Origin of the sequence: Peteryoungia rhizophila, from assembly GCF_004912145.1 — a bacterium.
Taxonomy (GTDB): Bacteria; Pseudomonadota; Alphaproteobacteria; order Rhizobiales; family Rhizobiaceae; genus Allorhizobium; species Allorhizobium rhizophilum.
On record NZ_STGT01000002.1, the window covers coordinates 334,990 to 360,470 of the forward strand.

Below are 25,481 nucleotides of genomic sequence, written 5' to 3' on the forward strand. Positions count from 1 at the left end.
GCCAAGTGGGAGACGATCAGATGTTTTCTGCCGCGGCGATGCGGTTGGTGCTGCGGGCCTGCCAGAGTGTCCGGAAGAAGGCGAGGATGAAGATGCCGCTCATGATCAAGACGATCGTCGGTGCGGGGGCGCTATCGATGAAGAAGCTCAGATAGATGCCTGCGAGTGAGGAAGAGACCGCCACGATCACGGCCGTCACCAGCATCACGCCGTAGCGTTTCGTCAGCAGGAAGGCGATGGCGCCGGGGGCGACGAGCATGGCAACGGACAGGATGATACCGACGGCTTTCAGTGCGCCGACCACCACGAGCGAGAGCACGGCGAGTTGGCCGTAATGCAGCAGGCGCACCGACAGGCCGATCGCCTGGGCATGCTGCGGATCGAAGGCGTGGACTAGCAGGTCCTTGCGCAGGACGATCAGGAAGAGCGTGGCGAAAAGGGCGATCAGGCCGGTCTCGATTAGATCCGAAGTCAGGAGCCCGAGCATGTCGCCGAAGAGGATGTGGTCGAGATGAACAGAGCTTTCGACCTGGACATAGAGTACCAGGCCGAGGCCGAACATGCCGGAAAAGACGATGCCGAGCACCGTGTCTTCCTTGATCCGGCTGTTTTCCTTGATAAATCCCGTGAGCAGGGCGCAGACGAGGCCGGCGACGAAGGCGCCGATGGCGAGCGGAATGCCGACGATATAGGCGATGACGACGCCGGGTAACACGGCATGGGAAACGGCGTCCCCCATCAGGGACCAGCCCTTGAGAACCAGCAGGCAGGAGAGCAGCGCCATCGGCATCGCGATCATCAGCGTGACCACAAAAGCCGTCTGCATGAAGGGCAGCTGGAAGGGCAGGAGGGCGAGTTCGAGGGTTTCGCTCATGCGTGGCGCTCCTCGGGGAGGCGGTGAGTCTCGCCTGCCGCTGACATCGGCTCAAGCGCTTCCCGGGCGCGGCTGCGGGCCGCGAGCAGGCCATGCTTGGGTGCAAAGAGGAATGCTGCGAGGAAGATCACGGTCTGCAGAACGACGATAATCCCACCGGTGGCGCCGTCGAGGAAATAGCTGGCATAGGCCCCGACGAAGCTGGTGCCGGCACCGATGCCGAGGGCCATGATGATGAGCCGCTGGAAGCGATCGGTGAGCAAGTAGGCAGTGGCGCCCGGAGTGACGACCATGGCAATGACCAGGAAGGCGCCGACGGTCTGCATGGCGGCGACGGTGGAGGCCGCTAGCAGGGTGAAGAAGATCACCTTGAGGCGTTCGGGTTTCAGGCCGATCGAACGGGCATGGTTTTCGTCGAAGAAGGTGACCATCAGGTCCTTCCACTTCAACGTCAGAACGAGCAGGCTCACGCCGCCGATCAGCACGAGCTGCAGCGTATCGGCTGGCGTGATCGCGAGGATATTGCCGAGCACGATTGTCTTGATGTCGATCGAGACGGGCGAGATCGACACCATGAACAGGCCGAGCCCGAAGAAGGAGGTGAAGATCAGGCCAATGATCGCGTCTTCCTTCAGCTTGGTGCGCTGGTTGAGGAAGAGAATGGCAAGGGCTGCCAGCCCGCCGGACATGAACGCGCCGAAGGCGAAGGGAAGACCCAGCATATAGGCGCCTGCAACGCCCGGCACGATGGCATGGGAGAGCGCATCGCCGATCAGGGACCAGCCTTTCAGCATGAGATAGGCGGAGAGGAAGCCGCAGACGCCGCCCACAAGCGCACTCACCAGAATGGCGTTGCGCATGTAATCATAGGTGAAGGGCTCAACCAGGGTCGCGAGCATCGGCGGCTCCCGGTTTCTTGGCGCCATAGATGACGAAGGGGCGTTCGTCGTCGGTGATGACGGTGACCTCGCGGCCGTCATCATCGTCGTGCAGGTCGCGGCCGGCCAGCACGAAGTGGCGTAGCGCGCCGCCGAATGCAGTCTTGAGGTTTTCTTCAGTAAAGGTGTCCTCGGTCTTGCCAGAGGCGATGACGGTGCCTTTGACGAAGATGGTGCGGTCGCAGAAGTCGGGCACGCTGCCGAGATTGTGGGTGGAGACCAGCATGACGCGGCCCTCAGCGCGCAGGTCCTTCATAAGGCCGATGATCTGTTCTTCGGTGGTCACGTCGACCCCGGTGAAGGGTTCGTCGAGAAGGATCACCTGGCCTTCCTGGGCCAGCGCGCGGGCGAGGAAAACGCGTTTGCGCTGGCCGCCGGAGAGTTCACCGATCTGGCGCTTGCGGTAGTCGCCCATGCCGACGCGGGCAAGCGCTTCGTCAACCAACTGGTGATCGCGTTTCGAGGGGATGCGCAGGAAGTTCATGTGGCCGTATCGGCCCATCATTACGACATCTTCGACAAGGACCGGGAAGTTCCAGTCGACCTCTTCCGCCTGGGGCACATAAGCGACGAGATTTTCTCGCAGCGCCTGCTTCACGCTCATGCCGAGCACACGGATCTCGCCTGACGCGACGGGCACGAAGCCCATGATCGCCTTGAAGAGGGTGGACTTGCCGGCGCCATTGACGCCGACGAGCGCGGTGATGGTTCCGGGTGGGATGGCAAAGCTCGCATGGCGCAGGGCCGTGTGGCCGTTGCGGTAGGTCACCGTCACATCCTGCGCGGCGATGCCTTCGCGGCTGCGTCTCGTGCCCGATCCCATGATCATCCGGCAAATCCCTTCACGATGGTCGAAACCGTCACCTTCAAGAGATCCAGATAGGTCGGAACCGGACCGTCAGCCTCGCTGAGTGAATCCACATAGAGGATACCGCCGTAGCGGGCGCCGGTTTCCGCTGCGACCTGCTGCGCCGGCTTGTCGGAAACGGTGCTTTCGGAGAATACGACGGGGATCTTGTTCTCGATCACCTGGTCGACGACGGCCTTGACCTGCTGGGGCGTGCCCTGACTGTCGGCATTGATCGGCCAGAGATAGAGTTCCTGCATGCCGAGATCGCGGGCGAGGTAGGAGAAGGCGCCTTCGCTCGTCACCAGGAAGCGCTCGTTTTCCGGGATCTTGGCGATTTCTGCCTTCATCGGCTCGATCTCGGCGCTGATCTGCTGGGAATAGGTCCGGGCATTGGCCTCGTAGATCGCGGCATTGGCCGGGTCGATGTCAGTCAGGGCCTTGCGGATGTTTTCGACGTAGATGAGTGCGTTTTCCGGCGACATCCAGGCATGCGGATTGGGTTTGCCGTCATAGGCGCCCCCCGCGATGCCCATCGGCTCGATGCCGTCGCTGACGGTGACCGTCGGCACATCCCCGAGATTGGCGAGGAATTTCTCGAACCAGGCTTCGAGGTTCAGGCCGTTGCGCAGCACGAGATCGGCGTCGCGGGCCTTCAGGATATCACGCGGTGTCGGCTGATAGCCGTGGATTTCTGCGCCGGGCTTGGTGATGCTTTCCACAGTCGCGGCGTCGCCCGCAACATTCTGCGCAATGTCGGCAATGACGGTGAATGTCGTGACGACCTTCGGCTTTTCGTCAGCAAGGGCAGCCCCCGGCAGCAAGAGCGCAAGTGCGAAAAGGCGGCAGGCAAGCTTAAAGACCATGGTCTATTCCCATTCTTGCAAGTCATTCGCATTAAAATCTATCGCGTGCTGCGTCGATGTCAATGCATTTGCAAATCATTCGCAAAAAGACCCGTCGGCGAGTTGTGCCGGAACTGGAAAGCCGGGGTTAAAGGTTCCGCAAGGAGAGGGGCGTATGGTGGACCTCAGTATTGCGTAAACAGTCGGGACAGTGTCATGGCGGAGTTCCAAACGTGAAGGTGCCCAAGATCCACCTTTCGCGAAAGCTCATGCTGGTTTTGGGCGGAGTGCTCGTCACCCTCGGCGGCACGGGTGCCGCTGCCGTCTACATCGGTGCAGATACGCTTCTCGGTCCGTCCTATGCGGAGCTCAACGGGCTCGAATGCACCGAGGTCACTTCGGTCGAAATCCATAAGAAGGATCGTTTCTGGGTCCGCACATTCGTCACGACCGACAAGCCCGGCGACGGGCTGACGCGCGTAAAGACGGCGCTGCGCGTGGCCATGGCGGTGCAGGAGAGCAAGAAGGCGGATCTGGTGCAGGTCGTCGTGCTCGATGTGAATGGTCCGAAGGATCGTTCGGGCATGCGCGGTCGCGCCGTCGGTGCGGATGTCGTCTATGTTCCCGATCCCGCCCACGTGCCGGAAGACGTCTCGGCGCGTATGTTCACGGCGCGGTACGTCGACGGTCTTGCTGCGCCGAACGGCGACTTCTTCGGCGAGCGGGTCGATATGCTCGAGGTCGATATCGAGGCGCTCGTTGCCAAGCTCAACGACCAGACCGATTGCGTGAAGTCTGAAACCGCCTTGCCGGAAGGCGACGGCCACGGCGCTCCGGCAGCCGGGCATGGCGAGAAGGCGGCCGAAGGCCATGGCGAAAGCGGTGGGCATGGTGAAGCCCCGGCCGATGGGCATGGGGAGGCACCTGCCGACGCGCATGGCGAAACGCCAGCCGGCGAGCATGGCGAAGAGACCCCGGTTGCCGAACATGGTGCGGAGGAAAGCAAGGGCTGGATGGCCTCGCTGATGGGCATGGTCGGCCTCGGTGGCGATGAAGCGCCGGCCGAAGGCCACGCTGTTCCGGCGGATGGACACGGCGCTGTCGCTGAGGGCCATGAGGCACCGGCCGAGGATCATGCCGAACCTGCGTCCGTTGCGCATGGCGAGGACGAGACTGAAGCCGAGACGGATCATGTTGCGGCTTCCACCGATACTCATGCGGAGCAACCGGCTGCCGACACCGGGCATGCCGACGAACAGACGGCGCATGGCCCTGCGGAAGACACGGCACCTCACGCTGAAGCCGCAGATCACGACGTTGCCGTCGATGAGGCTGCAGATCACAAGGCCTCCACAGAGGAAACGTCCGACACGGACGGGGGCTGGTTCGACTCGATCAAGGGTATGGTTGGCCTGGGAGGCTCCGAGGAGGAGGTCCCTAGCGAGGATACCGCTGCAAAGACCGAGCCTTCGCAAGACGCAGATGCTGCAAGCACCGACCATGGCGCTGCCTGGCTCGAACAGATGCGAGCGCAGCCGATTTCATCCGGTGGTGCCGTACAGCCGGCCGCCAAGCCCGAAGAGCACGGGGCTGCGACCGATGGGCATGCACCGGTCGGGGAGCATGCCGCCGAGTCTGGCGATACCCACACCCAGGACGGTCATAGCGTTCCCGCCGAAGATGAGGCGGTCCTCCCGCCCAAGGCTACGGCCAAGGGTGACGAACACGCCAAGGCCGGGCACTGAAGCGGGCAATTGTCGTGTGGCCGGCCCGGACTTTCCGGGGGACTGCGATCCCGGTCTGCATCGCGACGCATTCGCTTATGGAGGCTGCAAGCCGCTGGCCCTGCCCGGTCGCGCGGATGGATGCATGACTTGTCTGTTCATGCCCATGGACAACTGACGGGTCGTCATCATCAGCGAATCCTGTAGTCTCTTGCCGGGAGGTCCCTTGTGACGCGATCGGGAACCATGGACCGCAATATTCTACTTCAGCAAGCTTCGGATTATGCCTCCGGCGGCCGTCTCGCCGCCGACCTGACACAGCTCGTGGTACGGCCCTCGATCAGCCAGTCGGAGGGACGGCCGCAGGATCTTCTCGCCTATCTCGACGAGGACATGCGGCCTATGCTCGAAGGCATCGGGTTCGACTGCCGCATCTTCGACAATCCGCTGCCGAATGGCGCTCCTCTTCTCGTCGGGTGCCGGATCGAGGATGAGGGGCTGCCGACCATCCTGATCTACGGACATGGCGATGTCTGCAACGGAGAGGCTGTGCGCTGGCGCGAGGGGCTTCATCCGTTCCGGATGGTTGAGGAAGGTGACCGGCTCTACGGCCGGGGAACCGCCGACAACAAGATCCAGCATCTTATCAACATCAAGGCGCTGGAGACCGTGATTTCGGCGCAGGGCAAGCTCGGCTTCAACGTCAAGATCGTACTCGAAATGGCAGAGGAGACGGGATCGCTTGGACTGCGTGAATTTTTTGAGCGCGAGCGAGACCTGCTTGCGGCAGATGTTCTGATCGCCTCAGACGGACCAAGGCTGCAGGTCGATACGCCGACCATGTTCATGGGATCGCGCGGCGGTTTGAGCTTCGATCTTGTCGTAGACTTGAGGCCCGGGGACCATCATTCCGGCAATTTCGGCGGCTTGCTCGCCGATCCTGTTATCTTGCTCAGCCATGCCATCGCCGCGATCGTTGATCGGCGCGGCCAGATCCTCGTGCCGGAATGGCGTCCAACAAGTCTCACGCCCGATATTCGTGCGGCGCTGAAGGACCTCCCGCCACGCAGACACGATACTGATTGGGGCGAGGCGGATCTCACGCCGTCCGAGCGCGTCTTCGGATGGAACTCGCTTGCCGTGCTGGCGATCTCGGCGGGTAATATCGCCAGTCCGCAGAACGCGATTTCCGGGTCCGCGCGGGCAACCTGCCAGCAGCGGTTCGTCGTCGGCACCGACATGGACGAGATCCTGCCAGCGCTACGGAGGCATCTCGATGCGGCAGGTTTTCCGATGGTAGAGGTCCGGCCGAAGGGCGCGGCCTTCAAGGCGACGCGTTTTCCGCCCGATCATCCCTGGGTGCGTTTCGTGGAGAAGTCGATCACCGCGACGACGGGCAAGCAGCCGCATGTTCTGCCCAATCTCGCGGGGTCGCTGCCCAACGACGTCTTCACCGACGTCCTCGGCGTCCCGACGATCTGGATTCCGCATGCGCACGCCGAATGCGGTCAGCATGGGCCGAACGAGCATGCGCTTCTGTCGATCGCGGAAGAAGGAATGCGGATCATGACGGGCCTCTTCCTCGATATCGGGGAAGGGCAGGCACCTGAACCGGGCTGACATCGATATCGCGGCTCGAACAAAAAATCCCGGACCTCCTGCGAGATCCGGGATCTGGACTTTGGCTCTGTCGCGCGCTCAGTCGTTGCGGTTGCGCCGCGCCGGGAAGAGGATGATGTCGCGGATCGACGGAGCGTTGGTGAGCAGCATGACGAGGCGGTCGACGCCGATGCCGAGGCCACCGGCGGGGGGCATGCCCTGGTCGATGGCATCGAGGAACTCGTCGTCGAGCTGCTTGTCCTTTTCGCCGCGCGAATGGGCTTGTTCGAGCTGCTCGACCATGCGCTTGCGCTGTTCTTCCGGGTCGTTGAGTTCGGAAAATGCGTTGCCGACTTCCCAGGCGTTGCAATAGGTCTCGAAACGCTCGACGAGACGCGGTTCGCCCGGCACTTCCTTGGCGAAGGGCGAGATGTCCTTGGGGAAGTGGGTTACGTGGCTCGGCTGAATCAGCGTGCCCTCGACCTTTTCCTCGAAGATGAAGGCGAGGCATTCGCCCCAGGTCCAGTCCTTCTCGACTTCAAAGCCGGCAGCCTTGGCGGCGGTGCGGGCTTCCTCGTCGGTCTTCATGGCGAGGAGATCTATGCCGGTTGCTTCCTTGACGGCGTCGGGCATGGGCACGCGCTTGAACGGGCCCTTGAAGGAGATTTCCTTGTCACCGAATTTGATGTCCGTGGTGCCATGGATGGAGACGGCCAGCGTCTCGAACATGCGCTCGACGAGGCCCATGATGTCCTCGTAATCGGCGTATGCCCAGTAGCATTCCAGCATGGTGAATTCGGGGTTGTGGCGGGTCGACACACCTTCGTTGCGGAAGTTGCGGTTGACCTCGAAGACCTTGTCGGCAAGGCCTGAGACCAGCGTGCGCTTCAGGAACAGTTCCGGCGCGATGCGTAGGTACATGTCCATCTTCAGCGTGTTGTGGTGGGTCTTGAAGGGCTCGGCCGTTGCGCCGCCATAGACGGTCTGCAGCATCGGGGTCTCGACTTCGAGGAAGCCTTCGGCCTCCATGAAGCGGCGGATGCCGGACACGATCTTCGAGCGCTGCTGGAAGCGGAGCTTGGATTCCTCGTTGGTGAGGATGTCGAGATGGCGCTTTCGGTAGCGCAGCTCGATGTCAGCAAGACCATGATACTTCTCCGGCATGGGCAGGAGCGTCTTGGTCAGCATGGTGATTTCATGGGCGTTGATGGTCAGCTCGCCGCGCTTGGTGCGGCGGACCTGGCCGGTGACGCCGATGATATCGCCGAGGTCGATCATCGGCAGAAGAGCGCGGGCCTCTTCCGGGGTTGTGTCCTTGTGGGAGAAGATCTGGATCTTGCCCGAGGCATCATGGATATCCATGAACATGCCGGAATTGCGCGAGGAATAGACGCGACCAGCGACCGTGATGATGTCATCAGACACCTGGTCGAGCTCAAGGCCCTCGTATTTTTCGGCGAACTCCGCATTGGTCATCGTGCGGTGGAAATGCGCCGGATAGACGTCACCGACCTTTTCACGCAGCAGCGCGAGCTTCTGGCGGCGGACTTCCGTCGGGTCGGAGGAGAGGGCGGTTTCAGGTGTCTGTTCGGTCATCGTGTGAATGCCTTCTACGGCTTTGTTCGTTTCAGTTCGCCGGTGCGGCTGGCTCGGTCAACCCTCCCCCTTGTGGGGAAGGTCGGAGCGAAGCGACGGGGAGGGGAGGCGTCTTGCTCGGGGCAAAAACCCCTCCCCAGCCCCTCCCCACGAGGGGGAGGGGCTTTCCCTCAGTTCTGTGCACCCGCCATCGCGGTCAGCACCTGGATCGCCACCTTCAACCGCTGGCGCACGACCGAGCGGCCGAGCAGCGCCATACTGTCAAACAGCGGCAGCGAGCGCTGGCTGCCGGAGACGGCGACGAAGAGGGGCGGGGTGACGACGCGGAGCTTCTTTTCCATGCGTTCGGAGATCGCGCGCAGCTCTTCCTCGATGGTCGTGACGTTCCATTCGAGGATCTTTTCGAGATCCGCCTGAACGGTGGTGACGATTTCGAGCGTCTCGGCCGGGCTGGTCTTCAACCCGCCAAAGGAGGCGGGCGTCAGGCCGACGTCGTTGGCGAGCAGGAAGCCGGCAAGCGGCGGGACTTCGCCGAGCTTGGTGACGCGGCTCTGGGCGAGCTTCAGGCCTTCCACCAGACGGTCATTTTCCATCGACCAGTCGAGGACGCGGGCGACGAAGTCTTCCGGTGAAAGCTTTTCGCGCAGCCAGCGGCCGTTCAGCCAGTCAAGCTTCTGGATGTCGAAGATCGCGCCGGCCTTGGAGAGGTTGTCGGGGTCGAACTTTGCGATCAGCTCTTCCATCGACAGCAGCTCTTCGCCTTCTGCGATCTGGATGAAGAACAGGCCGAGGAAGTTCATCAGGGCTTCCGGCAGGTAGCCGAGGGCCGAGTAATAGGAGATCGAGGTCGGGTTCTTGCGCTTCGAGAGCTTCGACTTGTCGTGATTGCGCATCAGCGACAGGTGCATGAAGACAGGCGGCTCGAGACCGAGATGCTTGTAGATCAGGATGTGCTTCGGGACCGATGCCAGCCACTCCTCGCCGCGGGCGACGTGGGTGATCTTCATCATGTGGTCGTCGACGACGTTGGCCATGTGATAGGTCGGCATGCCATCGCCCTTGAGCAATACCTGCATGTCGACGCTTTCCCACGGGATCGACACGTCGCCGTAGACGCCGTCGTGGAAATCGCAGGAGCCTTCGGTCGGCACCTTGAGGCGCACGACATGCGGCTCGCCGGCTTCGACACGAGCGGTGACTTCTTCGGCCTTCAGATGCAGGCAGAGGCCGTCATAACCGGGCGGCTTGCCGGCTGCGCGCTGCGCTTCGCGCATGCTCTCCAAGCGTTCGGGCGTGCAGAAGCAACGGAAGGCGCCGCCATTGTCGAGCATCTTGTCGACGAAGGGGCGGTAGAGATCCTTGCGCTCGGACTGGCGATAGGGACCATAAGGGCCGCCGACATCGGGGCCTTCCGACCAGGTGAGGCCTGTCCATATCAGCGCGTCCAGAACCTTCTGCTCGAACTCGGCGGTCGAGCGGGTCGCGTCGGTGTCCTCGATGCGCAGGATGAACTCGCCGTCGAATTTCTTCGCGAAGAGGTAGTTGAACAGCGCGATATAGGCGGTCCCGACATGGGGTTCGCCGGTCGGGGAGGGTGCGATGCGGACGCGGACGCCGGAATTGGTCATGAACTCAGCTCGTGGTGCGTGCGGGGACCAGACGCACAAGCGCCGGATCGACAAGGTTATGAGACTGCCTTTGATGGCTGCGCGGACAGGAACAGGCGGCAAATGTGCCGCCTGTTCCACCGGCTGGCCTTAGGCCATATTCATGGCCTTGCGTCAAGAAAAACCACGGAAACCGGTGGGATCCGGCCCGGCTGCAAAAATTTCTAAAAAAATCGATCGGCAATGGGAACCCGTCGGCGGGTGTGGCGTTATTTGCTGCAGAGCGCAGGTCATGTCTGGCAAATGCGAGGATCAGAGAAGTCGGTGCCCCCGCCACTTTTTCCCTCGGATGACCCAGGCAAGCGAGCCCCTTAACCGCAAGGCCGGCGCTCTCCCCAAGTCCCCGCCCCAAAGGAAAACCCGTGTCCGCCGACACGGGTTTTTCTTTGCGCGTTCCTTGCCGTCACGCTTCACCTTATCGAACGGGCCAGACCATGAGGAGGGCCGGAACGGAGACGAGCACGATCAGGATCGACAATGGCAAGCCCAGGCGCGGGTAATCGGAGAACTTGTAGCCTCCGGGTCCCATGACCAGCGTGTTGCACTGATGACCGATGGGGGTGAGGAAGTCGCAACCGGCACCGATCGCGACCGCCATCAGGAAGGCCTCCGGCTTGTAGCTGAGGCCGCTCGCGAAGCTCGCGGCGATCGGCGCCATGACCAGCACGGTGGCTGCATTGTTGAGGAAAGGCGTCACGGCCATCGCCGTCAGCAGGATGATGGCAACGGCGCCCCAGACCGGCAGGCCTCCCGCGACAGCGTTCAGCCAGCCGGCGATCACGTCGCTGCCGCCGGATGTGCGCAGCGTATCGGCGACGGGGATCAGAGCGGCGAGCATGACCAGGATCGGCCCATCGACCGCCCGATAGACTTCACTGACCGGAATGACGCCGAAGGCCACCATGGCGAGGGCGGCCGCGAAGAAGGCGATCGCTACAGGTGCCAGCCCGAGCGCCGTGGATCCCATGGCGATGACCAGGATGGCGAGGGGGATGACGATGTTGCGGCTGGTGCCGAGCAGGATCTCGCGTTCGGCGAGCGGCAGGCAACCCAGTTCGGTCAGGATTGCCGGCATCTGTTGGCGCAGTCCCTGGAGCAGCACGACATCGCCGGAGCGCAGGGTGAGCTGGCCGAGGCGTTCGCGGATGCGTTTTCCCTGGCGGCTGACGGCAAGCAGGTTCACGCCATAGGTATGGACGAGCGAGAGCTCGCTGGTCGTCTGGCCGATCAAAGGTGAACCGCGCCCGATCACGGCCTCGACAGACGAGATGTCGCCTCGGGTCTTAATGTCGCCGTCGGTATTGCCAGACAGGCTGAGATTGCCCTGCGAGACGATCCGGTCGAGTGCTTCGGACGCGCCTTCCAGCAGGAGCGTGTCTTCCGCGTGCAGCAGGACGTCCGGGAAAGGCGAAAGGCGCGTGTGACCGCGCAGGATGGCGGTTGCCGTCACCTCGCCGTGTGACGTCTGCAACAATTGGTGCAGCGTCTTGCCGACGAATGGCGACTGGCGGGTGATCATGGCTTCGGTTGCGAAGCTCGAACTCTCCAGGGCCTCCTGCAATGACGGGTTCTGGTTCTCCCGGCGTGGCACCAGCCAGTAGAAGAAGATCAGAAAGACGATACCGGCGGCAGTCAGCAGTCCACCGACCGGTGTGAAGTCGAACATGGAAAATGGCTGGCCGGTCATTTCTTCCCGCAGCCGGGATACCGCTATGTTCGGCGAGGTGCCGATCTGCGTCATCAGCCCCCCGAGCAGGGCCGCGAAGGCCATCGGCATCAGGAAGACGGAAGGTGGCACGCTGGATCTGCGGGCGAACTGAAAAGCCACCGGCATCATGATGGCGAGCGCGCCGATGTTCTTGATGAAGGCGGAGAGAATGGCCACCGTGAGGAGAAGGAGAAGCATCTGTCCATGCAACGCGGTGAGCGCCGGGAAGAACCGTTTGATGGCAAGATCGACCACGCCGGACCGCGCAACACCGGCGCTGACCACCAGAGCGCTGCCGACAATGATCACGATGTCGTCGGAGAAGCCCGAAAAAGCCTCGCCCGGAGGAACCAGGCCGACGGCGACGGCCACGACCAGGGCACAGCAGGCAATCACATCGTAGCGGAATCTCTCCCAAAGGAAGGCCGCCATCATCATGGCTATTATGCCAAAGGCGAGGATCTGCTCATATGTCATGGGGTTCCGGCGTGATGCTGGCTTTGTGAGAAAAGGCCTAAGTGCTGGCGAGACGTCTGGCAAGGGCCGATCGGTTCCAGCGCTTCTCTTCGCCAGGGAAAAGGCCCGTCTGAGCGACGGGCCTTCCCGAGGTCAAGCTTCAGCCGTGATCAGTGGGTGGTCAGGTTGAGCTTTCGATCCCTCTCGCGCTTGCGTCGCGCAAACATGTTGAGCACCTCGACCAGGGCCGAGAAGGCCATGGCGGCATAGACGTAGCCCTTCGGCACATGGAAGCCCATGCCTTCGGCGATCAGCGTCGTGCCGATCATCATGAGGAAGGCCAGGGCCAGCATGACGATTGTCGGGTTCTTCTCGATGAAATTCGCCAGCGGAGTGGCCGCGACGAGCATGACGGTTACAGCCGCCACCACAGCGACCACCATGATCGGGACATGCGGCGTCATGCCGACAGCGGTGATGATGCTGTCGATCGAGAAGACGAGGTCGAGCAGCAGGATCTGCCCGATGGCGCTCGCGAAGGTGGTCGATGCGGTCGAGGCTATGAAGTCCTCTTCCTTGTCGACGGGGTCGACACTGTGGTGGATTTCCTTCGTGGCCTTCCAGACCAGGAAGAGACCACCGGCGATCAGGATCATGTCCTTCCAGGAGAAGCCCTGGCCGAACAGTTCGAAGACCGGCGTGGTCAATTGCACGATCCAGGCAACGGTGCCCAGCAGTGCGAGGCGCATGACGAGAGCGAGGCCGATGCCGATCCGTCTCGCCTTTTCGCGCATTTCCTGCGGCAGCTTGTTGGTCAGGATCGAGATGAAGATCAGGTTATCGATGCCGAGGACGATCTCCATGACGACCAGCGTCACGAGTGCGACCCAGGCGGCGGGGTCCTGAAGGAGCGGAATAATATCCTGCATGAAGGGGTTCCATGGATTGGGAAGGGACCCGCAGGAGATGGGACAAATTGGCGCACATGGCAAGGGCCGGCGTCAAGCCGACCTCAAAGCCCGTTCGACTTTGCACCATAGGCGCAGAAGAACACCTTCATACCGCCACCGATGACGCGTTCCAATTCGGAATCCTCGGGCCGCGTCGGGGCTTCGTTGAAGAGCTTGCCCTTGAAATAGCTGCCGACGGTGAGTTCGATGAATTGGGCGGCAGCGAGGTTCGTATCCTCGATGTTCAGTCGACCGGCGGTTACCTGCTGATCGAGATAATCCTTCAGCACCGAGCGCGCATTGTTCGGCGAGCCCGCGAAGAAGCGCTGACAGAGTGACGGCATGCGATCGATGACCCCCAGCAGAATGCGCATGGCCGGGATCATTTCGGTGTTGAATATCTGGTCGACGAAGGCATAGGCGAAAAGACGCAGGCCTTCATCCGGATCCGGATGCTGTGAGAGCAGTTCGCGCACGCTTTCGGTGAACAGGCCTTTGGCTCGTTCGATCAGTGCGGCAAAGAGCTCTTCCTTGCTCTGGAAATAGACATAGATCGTGCCCTTCGACACGCCCGCCTCGCGGGTGACGTCATTCATGCTGGCGGCATCATAGCCCATCTTCATGAAGACGCGATGCGCACCGTCCAGGATCTGCCCCCGCTTGACGGGATCCGCCCCCGCTGCAAAGCGGCCAACCCCGGCAACGGGGTAGCAAGGGGGTGTCATGGCAGTTTCCTGGGTTTGTTTCGACATATCCTGACCAAAGAAAAATTAACGTAACCGAACATCCGCTGCGCAGAAGCTCGCCTGTGCCACTTGATATGGGGGAAAAAACTGTCTATGTCAATCGAACCGAACGGTTCAGTTCGAACAATTTCAACCAATCCCCGGTCCGTGCCATGTCAACGACGCAAAGATCCACCGCCCTTCGTTCCAATTCCACTCCAGTCGATCGGAATGAGGCCGCGCCCGCGACAGAGACGGATTCCGGGGTGCCCGATCAGGCTTTAAAGCCTGCAGCGACCAAGCCCAAGCGGCGCAGCCCGGTCGTGCCTGTCATCCTCGCGGCGCTGCTCGCCGGCGGTGCCTGGTACGGCTATGGATGGTGGACGGATGGTCGCTTCATGGTGTCGACGGAAGACGCCTACATCGAAGGTGACATTGCGATCATCTCGCCGAAAGTATCCGGCTATGTCGCCAAGGTGAACGTCGCCAGCAACCAGATTGTCCGTGCGGGTGATCCCCTCGTGACGCTCGATGGTGGCGACTACCAGATCGCCTATGATCAGGCAGTCGCCGGGAAGCAGAGCTCGGAGCTCGCGGTGAGCAGGATCGATGCCCAGATCGTGGGTGGCCAGGCGAGTGTCGCCCAGGCGAAGGCGCAGCTTGGATCCCTCGAAGCTGCCATGCGTGGCGCCGGGATCACCGAAAAGCGCGCCAATGAACTTGCCTCCAAGAGCGTCGGAACGACCGCCGATCTCGACAACGCCCAGGTCGCACTCGATCAGGCGCGCGCCAATCTCGTCGCCGGTCAGGCAGCGGTCGCTTCCGCCGAGGCCAATCTTGCGATCCTGAAGGCGCAGCGCGACGAGGCGATCAATGCCGTGCGCGTGCAGGACCAAGTCGTCGCCAAGGCCAGGCGTGATCTCGACTTCACCGTTCTGAAAGCGCCCTATGACGGTGTCGTGGGCAATCTGTCCGTCCAGGCGGGCGATCTCGTTTCTGCCGGCAAGCGGCTCGCAGCCCTGGTGCCGACGAACGAGCTTTATATCGAGGCGAACTTCAAGGAGACGCAGATCGCCGATCTCGTCCCGGGTTCCAAGGTCTCGATCCATGTCGATGCTTATGGCGACCAGCCGCTCGAAGGCACGGTGACCTCCATCGCTCCTGCTTCTGGCGCGATCTTCTCGATGCTTCCGGCCGAGAATGCGACCGGCAATTTCACCAAGGTCGTCCAGCGCGTTCCGGTTCGCATCGCGCTGCCTGAAGACGCGCTCGCCGGCGGCCATCTGCGCGCCGGCCTCAGCGTCATCGTCGACGTCGACACCCGCACGGCCCTAGAGGGCCGGGCGCTTGCCGCGAAGTAAACCACCGGCAGTCGTTATCGAAAGGGCCGTGTCATGGCCGCAATCACCACATCCGATATCGCTCCCTCGGCGCCTGCCGAGGAGCGGATGGATCCCAGACGCGTCTTCGCATTTCTGGCGATGGTCTTCGGCATGTTCATGTCGATCCTCGACATCCAGATCGTCTCGGCTTCGCTTGCCGAAATCCAGGCGGGTCTTGGGGCCGGCTCCGACGAAGTGGCCTGGGTGCAGACATCCTATCTGATCGCCGAGGTCATCATGATCCCGCTGTCGGGCGTGCTCGCGCGGATCGTTTCGACACGGGTGCTCTTCACCTTCTGCGCGGCCGGTTTCACGCTGGCGAGTGCGCTTTGCGCCACGGCGACCAATATCGAGCAGATGATCGTCTACCGGGCGATCCAGGGTTTCATTGGCGGCGGCATGATCCCGTCGGTCTTTGCGGCTGCCTTCACCATCTTCCCGCCGTCGAAGCGCAACATCGTTTCACCGATGGTGGGTCTCGTTGCCACGCTCGCGCCCACCATCGGCCCGACGATCGGCGGCTATATCAGCCATGCCATGTCCTGGCATTGGCTGTTCCTGATCAATGTCATCCCTGGCGTGCTGGTCGCGGCTGCCGCCTGGAGCCTGATCGATTTCGACAAACCGGACTTGAAGCTGTTCAAGAAATTCGACTGGTGGGGCCTCGCCTCCATGGCTGTCTTCCTCGGCTCCATGGAGTTCGTGCTGGAAGAGGGCAACAACAAGGACTGGTTCAACGACCATCATATCGTCATGGGTACGATTGCCATGGTGGTGGGCGGTTTCATCTTCTTCCGCCGCGTCTTCAAGGTAGAGTTGCCGGTCGTCGACCTCAGGGCGTTCTCCAACGCCAATTTTGCCTTCGGATCGCTATTTTCCTTCGTCATGGGGGTCGGCCTTTACGGCCTCACCTATCTCTATCCGCTCTATCTCGGACGCATCCGCGGCTATGACAGTCTGATGATCGGCGAGACGATGTTCGTCTCGGGGGCGGCGATGTTCCTGACCGCGCCGGTGGCAGGCGCTCTTTCGAACAAGCTCGATCCGCGCGTGATGATGATGATCGGCTTTGCTGGTTTCGGCCTCGGCACTTACATGATGACGGGCATCACGGCGGATTGGGATTTCTACGAACTGCTCGTGCCGCAGATCCTGCGCGGCTGTTCGCTGATGATCTGCATGGTGCCGATCAACAACCTGGCGCTCGGCACACTGCCGCCAGAGCGGATCAAGAATGCATCTGGCCTTTTCAACCTGACCCGGAACCTGGGCGGGGCCGTGGGTCTGGCGATCATCAACACCATGCTGACGCAGCGCACTGACGACCATTATGCCCGGCTTTCGGAACAGGTCAGCTGGAGCAACCAGGCGGCCCTCGATTGGCTTGCCAGTGTCGGTGCCAATTACGACAGCTATGGACTCGACGGCACAGCCGTTGCCATCAGGAAGTTGTCGGGCGTCGTCACCCAGCAGGCATGGCTTCTGTCCTTCATGGACGTTTTCATGGGGCTGACAGTGCTCTTTGTTGCGCTGGTCTTCATGGTGCTGCTGCTGAAGAAGCCGAAGGGCGCGGCACCCGCTGGCGCTGGCCATTGATGGCACCATGCCCGCATAAGCTTGCGGGTCCAGTGTTGCTCTCGATCTCCAAGTCTCGGCCGCTCCCACAGATGGGGCGGCCACTTTTTTGTATCGCAAGGAGGTACGTACATCAGATTTCTGATTTACGTACCTCATTTGCTGGTGTAGGACAGGCGCCGGAGGAGAGAATGAGGCCGACTGTCCATGATATCGCCAGCCGCGCAGGCGTCAGCCTTGCCACCGTCGACCGGGTTCTGAACCGGCGGCCGGGGGTCAGTGCGCGGACGCGTGAGAAGGTGGACCAAGCTGTGCATGAGCTTGGCTTCGTCCGCGATGTCGCTGCCGCCAACCTTGCGAAAGGGCGGACCTATCCGCTGACATTCATCATTCCCTCGAACGACAATTCCTTCATGCGGGGCCTGAGGGTGGCACTGGATGAGGCGCGGGTGCGGGCCGGCGTCGAGCGTATTGCAATTCGTCTCGTCGACGTGCCGGCCTTCGATGCCGCAGCGCTTGCGATGGCACTGAGAGCGGCAGCGGCCGCGGAGCCGGCCGGGATCGCCTTCGTGGCGGTGGATGCGCCGGAGGTGGCGGCTGCGGCTGCCGAGATCGTGGCTGCTGGCATTCCGCTGGTCACCCTCGTTTCGGACTTGTCGGGTGCCGAGCGGGATCATTATGCCGGTATTGACAATGCCGCTGCCGGCCGCACCGCCGCCAGCCTGCTCGGCCGTTTTTCGGGTGGTGGCAAGGGCAAGGTCGCGGTGCTCGCCGGCTCCATGCTGGTGCGCGACCACCGCGAGCGCTGCGAGGCCTTCGCCGCCGTCATGGCGCAGGATTTTGCCCGGCTTTCCGTACTGCCAGTGCTTGAGGGGCGGGACGATCCTGCCGTCGTCGAGCAGATGGTCTCCGGCTTGTTCTCCGGCCTCGAAGAGATCGTCGCGCTCTACAGCCTGGGCGCTGGCAATCGCGGTCTCGTGAAGGCGCTCGAGCGCGTGCCCGCACGGCTGCGTCCGGTGGTCGTTGCCCATGAACTGACGGAGACGACGCGCGGTGCGCTTCAGGCGGGCCTGATCGACGCCGTGCTCAACCAGGATGCCGGCCATGAGGTGCGCAGTGCCATTCGCGTGCTGAAGGCCAAGGCCGACGGACTTTCTGTCGTGGCGGCCCAGGAGCGCATTCGTATCGACATATTCTTGAAGGACAATCTGCCCTGAAGGCAGAGCATTGGGAGGTTATCCATGTATCTCGGACTGGATCTCGGCACATCGAGCGTGAAGGCCATGCTGATCGACGACGATCAGAAAGTGGTCAGCGTCGGCCATGCGGCGCTGACCGTGCAGCGGCCGCATCCCGGCTGGTCTGAACAGGCGCCGGGCGATTGGCTGCGGGCGACGGACGAAGCGATCGCGGCGCTGAAGGCTTCGCATCCGAAGGAACTTTCCGCCGTCAAGGGCATCGGGCTGTCAGGTCACATGCATGGCGCAACGCTGATTGACAACAAGGATCGGGTACTGCGGCCCTGCATCCTGTGGAACGACACGCGCAGTCATGCGGAAGCAGCAGTTCTCGATGCCGATCCGCGCTTCCGGGCACTGACGGGCAATATCGTGTTTCCAGGCTTCACAGCGCCGAAACTCGCCTGGGTGAAGAACAACGAGCCGGAGACCTTTGCCAAGGTCGCCAAGGTGCTGCTCCCCAAGGATTACCTGCGCCTCTGGCTGACAGGGGAATATCTCTCTGACATGTCGGATTCTGCCGGCACAAGCTGGCTCGATACGGGCAAGCGGGCCTGGTCCACGGAACTGCTCGAAGCCACGGGGCTGACCGTCGAACAGATGCCGGGCCTCGTCGAGGGGACCGATCGCGCCGGTACGCTGCGCGCCGAACTCGCGACAAAATGGGGCCTCGGCTCTGACGTCGTCGTCGCCGGCGGGGCAGGGGACAATGCGGCCTCGGCCTGCGGCATGGGGACGGTCAAGGAAGGCCAGGCCTTCGTCTCGCTCGGCACGTCTGGCGTGCTGTTCGCGGCCAATGCTTCCTATCTGCCGAAGCCGGAGAGTGCCGTTCATGCCTTCTGTCACGCACTGCCCGACACCTGGCATCAGATGGGCGTCATCCTCTCTGCCACCGATGCGCTCAATTGGCACTCGACCGTAACCGGCAAGTCGGCCGGCGAGCTCACGGGCGAACTGGGCGATGCGCTCATGGCTCCGACGGGCGTCACCTTCCTGCCCTATCTCTCGGGCGAACGCACGCCGCACAACGATGCGACGATCCGCGGGGCCTTCATCGGACTTGGCCATGAGAGCGACCGTGCGGTGCTGACCCAGGCCGTGCTGGAAGGCGTGACCTTTGCCATCCGCGACAGTCTCGAAGCGCTGAAATCCGCCGGCACCAAGATCGACCGGGTCACCGCGATCGGCGGCGGTTCGCGCTCCCGCTACTGGCTGTCTTCGATCGCGACCGCACTCGACATGCCGGTCGATATTCCCGCCGACGGCGATTTCGGCGCGGCTTTCGGTGCGGCACGTTTGGGATTGATTGCCGCGACGGGCGCGAATCCGCTTTCGGTTTGCACGGCGCCTGAAACGGCAGAGACGGTGGAGCCGGTTGCTGAGCTGACGGGCGCTTATGAGGCGGCTTACGGGCGCTACCGGGCGCTTTATCCGGCGATCCGTTCCCTCGGCAGCTGACGCCCCCTCATCCGCCTGCCGGCACCTTCTCCCCGCTGGGGAGAAGAGACAAGCGGCACGCGCCGGCATCCTCCTCTCCCCAGCGGGGAGAGGGCAGGGTGAGGGGGAACCCCACCCAATGCCATCACAATTCAACGAACACACACCAAGGAGGACTACTCATGAGCACAGGTTTCTTCGGCAATATCCAGAAGATCAAATATGAAGGCGAGGGCAGCACCAATCCGCTGGCTTTCCGCCATTACAATCCCGACGAAGTGGTGATGGGCAAGCGGATGGAAGACCATCTGCGCTTTGCCATTGCCTACTGGCACACGTTCGTGTGGCCGGGCACCGACCCGTTCGGCGGCAATACATTCGAGCGTCCTTGGTTCAAGGACACGATGGATGCGGCGAAGATGAAGGCCGATGTCGCCTTTGAATTCTTCCAGCTGCTCGGCACGCCGTACTACTGCTTCCACGATGCGGATGTTCGCCCCGAGGGCAACAGCTTCGCTGAGAACACCAAGAACCTGAATGAGATCGTCGATTACTTCGCTCAGAAGCAGGAAGAGACCGGCGTCAAGCTGCTCTGGGGCACGGCGAACATGTTCTCGCATCGCCGCTACATGTCGGGTGCGGCCACCAATCCGGATCCGGATGTCTTCGCCTTTGCTGCTGCGACCGTGAAGACCTGCATGGACGCGACGCTGAAACTTGGCGGTGAAAACTACGTGTTGTGGGGCGGCCGCGAAGGCTATGAGACCCTGCTCAACACCGATCTCGGTCGCGAACTCGATCAGATGGGCCGCTTCCTAAATCTCGTCGTCGAATACAAGCACAAGATCGGCTTCAAGGGCGCGATCCTCATCGAGCCGAAGCCGCAGGAGCCGTCGAAGCACCAGTACGACTATGACGTCGCGACGGTCTACGGCTTCCTGAAGCGTTACGGTCTCGAAAACGAAGTGAAGGTGAACATCGAGCAGGGCCATGCGATCCTCGCCGGCCACAGCTTCGAGCACGAGCTGGCGCTTGCCAATGCGCTCGGCATCTTCGGCTCGATCGACATGAACCGCAACGACTACCAGTCCGGCTGGGATACCGACCAGTTCCCGAACAATGTTCCGGAAATGGCATTGGCCTACTACCAGGTTCTGCAGGCCGGCGGCTTCACCACCGGTGGCACAAATTTCGACGCCAAGCTGCGCCGCCAGTCGCTCGACGCCGAAGACCTGCTGATCGGCCATATCGGTGGCATGGACTGCTGCGCCCGCGGCCTGAAGGCTGCTGCCAAAATGGTGGAAGACAAGGCGCTTTCCGGCCCGCTCGGCAATCGTTATGCCGGCTGGGACAAGGCCGAGAACCAGAAGATGCTGCGCGGCGAGGAAAGCCTTGATGCGATTGCTGCTCGCGTTGAAGCCCAGAACGTCAACCCGCAGCCGGTTTCCGGCAAGCAGGAACTGCTGGAAAACGTGGTCAACCGCTACGTTTGATCTGAGCGTTTTCTGATGAGACAAGGGCCGGGGCGCGAAAGCGTCCCGGCCTTCTGCATTCCTTTGCCGGTCGTCATCCTCGGGCTCGTCCCGAGGATCTGCCGAGAGTGGCTGCGGGTGGGCCTAAACCGGAATGCTGGGCGGGCGCAACAACCGCCTGAAACCTCGATTTTCCGTCAGTCGGCAGTGGATCCTCGGGGCGAGCCCGAGGATGACGGCGGTGAAGGCGTCGCTTGACGACCGGCCTTCAAGCTATGGCCGTAATCTCCAGCTCCTGGTCGCCGACCGTCACGACATCGCCGACGCTCTTGCCCATCAGGCGTGCCGCAACGGGCGAGACGAAGGAGATGGAGCCGGCCTTGGGATCAGCCTCGTCTTCGCCGACGATGCGGTAGGTCTGGACGCGGCCGTCGTCACGCTCGAAGGTAACCTTGCTGCCGAAGGCAACAACCGCATTGCTCTCCGGTGCCGAGATGACCTGGGCGGTGCGCAGGCGTTCCGTCAGGTATTTCAGGTCACGATAGGGGGCCGCCGACTGGCGGCGGCGCTCGTTCACATCCTCGATCGCTTGTGCCGCGAGATAGGCGATGCGGGCCTCTTCTGCCTCGGCCTCAAGCCGCGCCAGCCCTTGCGCCGTCGCCAGGTTTGGATGAGGCGAGATCGGCCGGTCCGGAAGATGGAGTTCTGCCGCGGTTTCCGAACTCTCTTCTTTGGTGAAGGCGACACTCATGGGGTATTCCGATCATAAATCGTGGGCTGCCAACATAGGGGCAGCGGGCTGGTATGCCAAGAAGTTCGGGGGTCGGCAGAGGTGCAGTTGCATTCAGTCGGGCGTTCCCTCAGTCTCCTAACAGTTTCAGCACCTAAGTGTTTCCATGGCGAAAATCGCGAACCGGATTATTCTTTTCATTCTGCTCACAGCGCTGACACAGCTGGGAGGGCTCGCCTACATTGCGACACTCGGTGTGGCCAGGGTTTTGCGCCTTGGTAGCGTGCTTGCAAGGATCAGCCTTTTCCTTGCCTTCTACATGGGCGTAACCTACGCCGCGACGTTCATCGCACCGCATTTCGGCCGCGTAGCGCTCTCCTGCTTTGCCAAGCCAGCGGATCATCTCGTTGTGCGATCGCCCCTCTACTGTGCCCTCAACCGGAACTATGTCACGCCCGGCCTGTTGCGGATGGCCGAGGGGTTGGCAGACCACATGGATACCCGTTTCCCTGGCACGGTCACTGTTGCCCTGGATGCCAACTTTCCGTTCATCGACGGGTTTCCGCTGCTGCCGCATCTTTCCCATGCCGATGGCAGGAAGCTGGATCTTGCGTTCTACTATCGCGACGGCGAGGATCGCTTCCTCAATGGCGTCACGCGGTCGCCGATCGGCTATTTCGCCTTCGAGCAGCCGAATTCAACGGATAAGCAGCCTTGTGCCGGGCGTCATGACTGGCTGACGACGCGCTGGGATCTCGCATCGCTACAGCCGTTTTTTCCTGTCTACGGGATCGAGCCCGAGCGAATGCGCGCGGCCGTTGCCTGGCTCGCGGAGACGGGCGTTGCCGAGTATGGGGTCGAGAAAGTCTTCCTTGAGCCGCATCTCACGGATGCGCTGGGCGTTGCGGCTCCGGCGGTCCGCTTCCAGGGGTGCCGCGCCGCGCGTCACGACGACCATATCCACGTCCAGATCCACTAGGGCTGCTGCAGCGCGCTTATCGCCTGGCCGGCCCCGTCACCGAGCCGCGCACGATCAGATCCGGCATCAGCAAGATTTCCTGGCGCTCCGTCGGGCGGTCGGAGAGAGACTTCAGGAGCAGCGCCATGGCCTGTTTGCCGATCGCCGTGCGTGGCTGACGGATCGTGGTCAATGCCGGGTTGAGATAAGTCGCCTGGGGCACGTCGTCGAAGCCGATGACGGAGAAGTCGTGGGGCAGGTCGTAGCCGCGGGCGGTCAGGCCGTTGATCACGCCGACGGCGGTCGCATCATTGACGCACATGAAGGCGGTGGGCAGCTGGTCGCGCATGAAGAGTTGCTCGACTGCCAGGCGCCCGTTTTCGATCGTGCCTTCGCCTTCCAATACGAAGCGCTGGTTGGGCGGGATGCGGGCGGCATCGAGCGCCTTGTCGAAGCCCTGGCGGCGGCGCTGGTGGCCGAGCCTAGTCTTGCTGTCGCCGACAAAAGCAATGGAGCGGTGACCGGCCGAAAGCAGATGTTCTGCGGCCTTGCGGGCACCGGCGACGTCATCGACGCCGACATAGGAGATCTTCGAGCCGAATACCGGTTCGAACACGGCGACGGAGGGCGGCAGGCGCTGGCCGACGACCTGATGGCCGAAGGGTTCGTGACCGGTGAAAAGCACCAGGCCGGTCGCCTGGCCGGAGCTCAGGAATTTCAGGTATTCGAGGCCGCGTTCCGGGTCGTTCTGGGTGTGGCCGATCAGAACGCCATAGCCATGGGCGCGGGCTTCGTTTTCCAGTCCGATCAGCGTCGAAGAGAAGTTCGGATCGCCGATATCGGGGGCGAGGATCAGGATCATGTTCGACCGGCCCATGCGCAGCGAGCGGGCCATGGCATTGGTCGTGTAGCCGGTAATCGCGATGGCCTGGTTTACCCGCTGGCGGGTGGTCTTGGCCACCTTGTCGGGCGTGTGGATCGCACGGCTCACCGTCGCAATCGACACTTCCGCGATGCGCGCCACATCCTCGATCGTCGCTGGTGCTGAATTCGGCACGCGGCTCCATCCCCCTATCCGCATGGAATCGTTGGAGACCTTACCGTTCCTGTTGCGGCTGCGAAAGCCGGCAGGGCTCACATTGTCCCCATGATCGGATGATGTAAACCTTTACATTGGCCATGTAAAGGTTTACACAAATGGCATAGCGGTTGAGGAGCCGCCGGGAGGATTGCATGACATTGGCTGGGGACGAAGCGCGGACACCCGTGCTCGTGGCGGAGCGTATTTCCAAATCATTTGGCGAAGTCCAGGTGCTGTTCAGCGTCGATTTCGACGTCTTGCCGGGCGAGGTTCATGCGCTCATGGGCGAGAACGGCGCGGGCAAATCGACGCTGGTCAAGATCCTCTCGGGCTTCGAGCAAGCGACGGCGGGGCGCATCCTGCTCGACGGCGAGCCCGTGACGCTGCCGGCCAATGGTGCGGCTGAAGCGCTCGGCATCGTGCTGATCCACCAAGAGTTCAATCTCGCCGACCATCTGACCGTGACCGAAAGCCTGTTTCTCGGGCGTGAAGTCACGCGTTTCGGCGTTCTCGATCGCAAGGTGATGCGGGCCGAGACGCGGCGCGTGCTCGATCAGCTCGGCTCCAGGATCGATGAGAATGCGCTGATCAGCTCGCTGGCTGTGGCCGACAAGCAGATGGTCGAGATCGCCAAGGCGATCAGCCGGAAGGCGCGCATTGTCTTCATGGACGAGCCGACGGCGGTCTTGTCGCGCGAGGAAACGGAAGTGCTGTTCGACCAGGTGCGCAAGCTGCGCGCCCGCGGCACGAGCTTTGTCTTCGTTTCCCACAAGCTGGATGAGGTGATGGAACTCACGGACCGCGTCACGGTGCTGCGCGATGGCCAGTGGGTGAAGACCGCGGCGACCTCAGCACTCGACGGCGAGGCGATCGCCCAACTGATGGTCGGGCGTGAATTGTCGAGCCTCTATCCGACGAAACACGAGCCTGATGTCGACGAGGAGATCGTTCTCTCGGTCAAGGATCTGTCGACGGTATTCGTCAAGAGTGCCAGCTTCGACCTGAAGCGTGGTGAAGTGCTCGGCTTCTCCGGTCTGATCGGTTCCGGGCGCACGGAGCTGATGGAGGCGGTTGCGGGCTTGCGTCCGCGTCTGTCCGGCGAGGTGCGGCTCAAGGGGACGGTTCTCGATGCGGGTGATTTCCGTGAGGCCAACCGGCGCGGGCTCGCCTACATGACTAAGGATCGCAAGGGCAAGGGCCTGTTGCTCGGTGAGGGCATGACGGCGAACCTGACGCTGCAATCGATGGATAATCATGTCCGCCACGGCTACCTCGATCCCGGCAGCGAGGCCAAAGCCATGGCGAGGGCCAAGCGCCGCTTCGATATCCGTGTGCGCGACGACAAGGTGCGGGTTGGGCGCATGTCCGGCGGCAACCAGCAGAAGCTGCTGCTCGCCAAGATCATGGAAGTCGAGCCCGACATCGTCATCATCGACGAGCCGACGCGCGGCATCGATGTCGGCACCAAACAGCAGATCTATCATTTTATCGCAGCGCTTGCCCGCGAGGGCCGCTCGATCATCGTCATCTCCTCGGAAATGCCGGAGGTGATCGGGCTTTGCACGCGCGTTGCCGTGATGCGCGAAGGCCGCATGGTCGGGCTGCTTGAGGGCGACGACATCAATGAACAGACGATCATGCGCTACGCCGCCGGGTTGAAACGGCAGATGGCGAGCTGA

General features: G+C 62.2%; 20 protein-coding genes. 9 read left to right on the forward strand and 11 right to left on the reverse strand.

The window, feature by feature from the left end; translation table 11 throughout:
• Positions 1 to 16: 16 nt before the first annotated feature.
• The 4 genes from E9677_RS07560 to E9677_RS07575 are packed head-to-tail and all read right to left on the reverse strand — an operon-like array spanning position 17 to position 3,525.
• Positions 17 to 874 carry a metal ABC transporter permease gene (locus tag E9677_RS07560; RefSeq protein ID WP_136557493.1) on the reverse strand — a complete coding sequence of 286 codons (858 nt, stop codon included), beginning with the start codon at positions 872 to 874 and terminating at the stop codon, positions 17 to 19.
• Positions 871 to 1,773: a metal ABC transporter permease gene (locus E9677_RS07565; protein WP_136557494.1), complete on the reverse strand. Its 903-nt coding sequence runs from the start codon at positions 1,771 to 1,773 to the stop codon at positions 871 to 873. Before E9677_RS07565 ends, E9677_RS07560 begins: the two co-directional genes overlap by 4 nt.
• Complete coding sequence (locus tag E9677_RS07570) at positions 1,754 to 2,641, reverse strand: manganese/iron ABC transporter ATP-binding protein (RefSeq protein WP_408014697.1); 888 nt, start codon at positions 2,639 to 2,641, stop codon at positions 1,754 to 1,756. The genes E9677_RS07565 and E9677_RS07570 overlap by 20 nt, the downstream gene beginning before the upstream one ends.
• Positions 2,638 to 3,525 carry a metal ABC transporter substrate-binding protein gene (locus E9677_RS07575; RefSeq protein WP_136557495.1) on the reverse strand — a complete coding sequence of 296 codons (888 nt, stop codon included), beginning with the start codon at positions 3,523 to 3,525 and terminating at the stop codon, positions 2,638 to 2,640. Before E9677_RS07575 ends, E9677_RS07570 begins: the two co-directional genes overlap by 4 nt.
• Positions 3,526 to 3,737: 212 nt before the next feature.
• Here E9677_RS07575 and E9677_RS07580 point away from each other — a divergent pair, with 212 nt between their 5' ends.
• Complete coding sequence (locus E9677_RS07580) at positions 3,738 to 5,249, forward strand: putative sodium/potassium/calcium exchanger (protein WP_136557496.1); 1,512 nt, start codon at positions 3,738 to 3,740, stop codon at positions 5,247 to 5,249.
• A gap of 225 nt (positions 5,250 to 5,474) precedes the next feature.
• Positions 5,475 to 6,848, forward strand: a complete 1,374-nt coding sequence (locus tag E9677_RS07585; protein WP_136558117.1) for a M20 family metallopeptidase — start codon at positions 5,475 to 5,477, stop codon at positions 6,846 to 6,848.
• 78 nt (positions 6,849 to 6,926) lie between these two features.
• Here the strand turns inward: E9677_RS07585 and lysS are convergent, their stop codons facing one another.
• From lysS to E9677_RS07610, 5 genes are all read right to left on the reverse strand, one after another.
• Entirely contained in the window at positions 6,927 to 8,423 is a 1,497-nt protein-coding gene (lysS, locus tag E9677_RS07590; RefSeq protein WP_136557497.1) for a lysine--tRNA ligase, read from the reverse strand.
• 170 nt (positions 8,424 to 8,593) lie between these two features.
• Positions 8,594 to 10,051, reverse strand: coding sequence for a glutamate--tRNA ligase (gltX, locus tag E9677_RS07595; protein ID WP_136557498.1), 1,458 nt, complete (start codon positions 10,049 to 10,051; stop codon positions 8,594 to 8,596).
• A 454-nt stretch (positions 10,052 to 10,505) separates the two neighbouring features.
• Positions 10,506 to 12,275 carry an SLC13 family permease gene (locus tag E9677_RS07600; RefSeq protein ID WP_136557499.1) on the reverse strand — a complete coding sequence of 590 codons (1,770 nt, stop codon included), beginning with the start codon at positions 12,273 to 12,275 and terminating at the stop codon, positions 10,506 to 10,508.
• 149 nt (positions 12,276 to 12,424) lie between these two features.
• Positions 12,425 to 13,183: a TerC family protein gene (locus E9677_RS07605; RefSeq protein WP_136557500.1), complete on the reverse strand. Its 759-nt coding sequence runs from the start codon at positions 13,181 to 13,183 to the stop codon at positions 12,425 to 12,427.
• 83 nt (positions 13,184 to 13,266) lie between these two features.
• Positions 13,267 to 13,929, reverse strand: a complete 663-nt coding sequence (locus E9677_RS07610) for a TetR/AcrR family transcriptional regulator (RefSeq protein WP_136557501.1) — start codon at positions 13,927 to 13,929, stop codon at positions 13,267 to 13,269.
• A gap of 173 nt (positions 13,930 to 14,102) precedes the next feature.
• Between E9677_RS07610 and E9677_RS07615 the strand changes: the two genes are divergently transcribed.
• From E9677_RS07615 to xylA, 5 genes are all read left to right on the forward strand, one after another.
• Entirely contained in the window at positions 14,103 to 15,290 is a 1,188-nt protein-coding gene (locus E9677_RS07615) for an HlyD family secretion protein (RefSeq protein WP_168801149.1), read from the forward strand.
• Positions 15,291 to 15,323: 33 nt separating this feature from the next.
• Positions 15,324 to 16,907 (forward strand): DHA2 family efflux MFS transporter permease subunit, encoded by a 1,584-nt coding sequence (locus E9677_RS07620; RefSeq protein WP_136557502.1) that lies wholly within the window; start codon positions 15,324 to 15,326, stop codon positions 16,905 to 16,907.
• A gap of 170 nt (positions 16,908 to 17,077) precedes the next feature.
• Entirely contained in the window at positions 17,078 to 18,103 is a 1,026-nt protein-coding gene (locus E9677_RS07625; RefSeq protein ID WP_136557503.1) for a substrate-binding domain-containing protein, read from the forward strand.
• Positions 18,104 to 18,127: 24 nt separating this feature from the next.
• Complete coding sequence (gene xylB / locus E9677_RS07630; protein ID WP_136557504.1) at positions 18,128 to 19,582, forward strand: xylulokinase; 1,455 nt, start codon at positions 18,128 to 18,130, stop codon at positions 19,580 to 19,582.
• Between the two features lie 161 nt (positions 19,583 to 19,743).
• On the forward strand, positions 19,744 to 21,054 hold the full coding sequence (gene xylA, locus E9677_RS07635; protein WP_136557505.1) for a xylose isomerase: 1,311 nt from the start codon (positions 19,744 to 19,746) through the stop codon (positions 21,052 to 21,054).
• A gap of 247 nt (positions 21,055 to 21,301) precedes the next feature.
• On the opposite strand, the gene greA is transcribed toward xylA, so the two are convergent.
• Entirely contained in the window at positions 21,302 to 21,784 is a 483-nt protein-coding gene (greA, locus tag E9677_RS07640; RefSeq protein WP_136557506.1) for a transcription elongation factor GreA, read from the reverse strand.
• A 145-nt stretch (positions 21,785 to 21,929) separates the two neighbouring features.
• On the opposite strand from greA, the gene E9677_RS07645 reads away from it, so the two are divergent.
• Positions 21,930 to 22,742, forward strand: a complete 813-nt coding sequence (locus E9677_RS07645) for a hypothetical protein (protein WP_136557507.1) — start codon at positions 21,930 to 21,932, stop codon at positions 22,740 to 22,742.
• A 16-nt stretch (positions 22,743 to 22,758) separates the two neighbouring features.
• On the opposite strand, the gene E9677_RS07650 is transcribed toward E9677_RS07645, so the two are convergent.
• Positions 22,759 to 23,778 (reverse strand): LacI family DNA-binding transcriptional regulator, encoded by a 1,020-nt coding sequence (locus E9677_RS07650; protein WP_136557508.1) that lies wholly within the window; start codon positions 23,776 to 23,778, stop codon positions 22,759 to 22,761.
• A gap of 176 nt (positions 23,779 to 23,954) precedes the next feature.
• Between E9677_RS07650 and E9677_RS07655 the strand changes: the two genes are divergently transcribed.
• Complete coding sequence (locus tag E9677_RS07655; RefSeq protein WP_136557509.1) at positions 23,955 to 25,481, forward strand: sugar ABC transporter ATP-binding protein; 1,527 nt, start codon at positions 23,955 to 23,957, stop codon at positions 25,479 to 25,481.

Bases quoted from the DNA above. Each gene is read 5' to 3' on its own strand.
- E9677_RS07560 (WP_136557493.1), bottom strand. From the start codon at position 874: ATGAGCGAAACCCTCGAACTCGCCCTCCTGCCCTTCCAGCTGCCCTTC.
- E9677_RS07565 (WP_136557494.1), bottom strand. From the start codon at position 1,773: ATGCTCGCGACCCTGGTTGAGCCCTTCACCTATGATTACATGCGCAAC.
- E9677_RS07570 (WP_408014697.1), bottom strand. From the start codon at position 2,641: ATGATCATGGGATCGGGCACGAGACGCAGCCGCGAAGGCATCGCCGCG.
- E9677_RS07575 (WP_136557495.1), bottom strand. From the start codon at position 3,525: ATGGTCTTTAAGCTTGCCTGCCGCCTTTTCGCACTTGCGCTCTTGCTG.
- E9677_RS07585 (WP_136558117.1), top strand. From the start codon at position 5,475: ATGGACCGCAATATTCTACTTCAGCAAGCTTCGGATTATGCCTCCGGC.
- lysS (WP_136557497.1), bottom strand. From the start codon at position 8,423: ATGACCGAACAGACACCTGAAACCGCCCTCTCCTCCGACCCGACGGAA.
- gltX (WP_136557498.1), bottom strand. From the start codon at position 10,051: ATGACCAATTCCGGCGTCCGCGTCCGCATCGCACCCTCCCCGACCGGC.
- E9677_RS07600 (WP_136557499.1), bottom strand. From the start codon at position 12,275: ATGACATATGAGCAGATCCTCGCCTTTGGCATAATAGCCATGATGATG.
- E9677_RS07605 (WP_136557500.1), bottom strand. From the start codon at position 13,183: ATGCAGGATATTATTCCGCTCCTTCAGGACCCCGCCGCCTGGGTCGCA.
- E9677_RS07610 (WP_136557501.1), bottom strand. From the start codon at position 13,929: ATGACACCCCCTTGCTACCCCGTTGCCGGGGTTGGCCGCTTTGCAGCG.
- E9677_RS07615 (WP_168801149.1), top strand. From the start codon at position 14,103: ATGTCAACGACGCAAAGATCCACCGCCCTTCGTTCCAATTCCACTCCA.
- E9677_RS07620 (WP_136557502.1), top strand. From the start codon at position 15,324: ATGGCCGCAATCACCACATCCGATATCGCTCCCTCGGCGCCTGCCGAG.
- E9677_RS07625 (WP_136557503.1), top strand. From the start codon at position 17,078: ATGAGGCCGACTGTCCATGATATCGCCAGCCGCGCAGGCGTCAGCCTT.
- xylB (WP_136557504.1), top strand. From the start codon at position 18,128: ATGTATCTCGGACTGGATCTCGGCACATCGAGCGTGAAGGCCATGCTG.
- xylA (WP_136557505.1), top strand. From the start codon at position 19,744: ATGAGCACAGGTTTCTTCGGCAATATCCAGAAGATCAAATATGAAGGC.
- greA (WP_136557506.1), bottom strand. From the start codon at position 21,784: ATGAGTGTCGCCTTCACCAAAGAAGAGAGTTCGGAAACCGCGGCAGAA.
- E9677_RS07645 (WP_136557507.1), top strand. From the start codon at position 21,930: ATGGCGAAAATCGCGAACCGGATTATTCTTTTCATTCTGCTCACAGCG.
- E9677_RS07655 (WP_136557509.1), top strand. From the start codon at position 23,955: ATGACATTGGCTGGGGACGAAGCGCGGACACCCGTGCTCGTGGCGGAG.